This is a genomic window from Prevotella sp. LCP21S3_D2, assembly GCF_052118345.1.
Classification (GTDB): Bacteria; Bacteroidota; Bacteroidia; order Bacteroidales; family Bacteroidaceae; genus Prevotella.
The window spans coordinates 1-783 of record NZ_JBQKHJ010000081.1 but is presented as its reverse complement, the minus strand read 5'-3'; the positions used below and the strand labels follow the sequence as shown (position 1 = coordinate 783).

Below are 783 nucleotides of genomic sequence, written 5' to 3'. Positions count from 1 at the left end.
CAACAGTCCCAGCGGAATCTCCGAGATATAATAGCAGAAGGTATCCAGCGGATAGTCGTCTTCCTCCTTCATCTTTTTGCGGTACTGGACATCCTGGTGCATCAGTCTCTCAGCCTCCTCCAAGGTTGTGGTGAAGGCTTGCGGACAATAGGTGTTCACCTTGTATTTCGGATAATGTGAACGCTTCTTCTCCTCCAGCTCTTCCGTTTTCTAAAACTTCGAGCTTGAAGATGGCAGGAACATCCCGATGCTGTGGATGCTCAGCCAATTGCTTGAATTCTTCGTATGTCATGGGATGGTTATTTTAAGAATTGGTGTTTCTTCTTGAATTTTGTACCATCGCAGTTGGTGATATTGATTTCCAGGACCAATCCTTCCATCTGAAAGTCGAGTGGGATGTTGATGGCACGTCTTTGGATATCCATTTCGTAGAAGATACTTCCGTCCTTTTTGCAGAGCACGATGTCCAGATAGTCTGGCATATCAGGTATAGTTCCAGGCTCTGACATTTGTGGTTGAAACTCCCCAAACTCTTCCTTCACATACTCGAATAGTCCCCGAGTACATTTTTCGATATCCACCCCTGCGTATCGAGTATAGGTGTATTTGATAATACATATAGACATTTTATTTGCCATCTTATTCTTTCTTTTTGGTTATACCTTTATAATATCAATAGTTCGTTAATAATTCAATAATGTGCTAAGCAGCTATACGCTGTAAGCACGAGAGATCTTTGAAAATCTTGCTAATTAAAGTTCGGTTCGGGGTGTACCCACTTGC

1 protein-coding gene is annotated in these 783 nt (G+C 42.4%); it reads right to left on the bottom strand.

Annotation, left to right across the window (positions count from 1 at the left end; all coding sequences use genetic code 11):
- Window positions 1-299: 299 nt before the first annotated feature.
- The gene (locus ACTQ16_RS16670; RefSeq protein WP_441938553.1) at window positions 300-638 is read right to left on the bottom strand and encodes a hypothetical protein; all 339 of its coding nucleotides are present in this window, start codon (window positions 636-638) and stop codon (window positions 300-302) included.
- Window positions 639-783: the final 145 nt, after the last annotated feature.

What these genes read in the sequence shown, in the direction of transcription:
- ACTQ16_RS16670 (WP_441938553.1), bottom strand. Translation starts at nt 638, where the DNA reads ATGGCAAATAAAATGTCTATATGTATTATCAAATACACCTATACTCGA.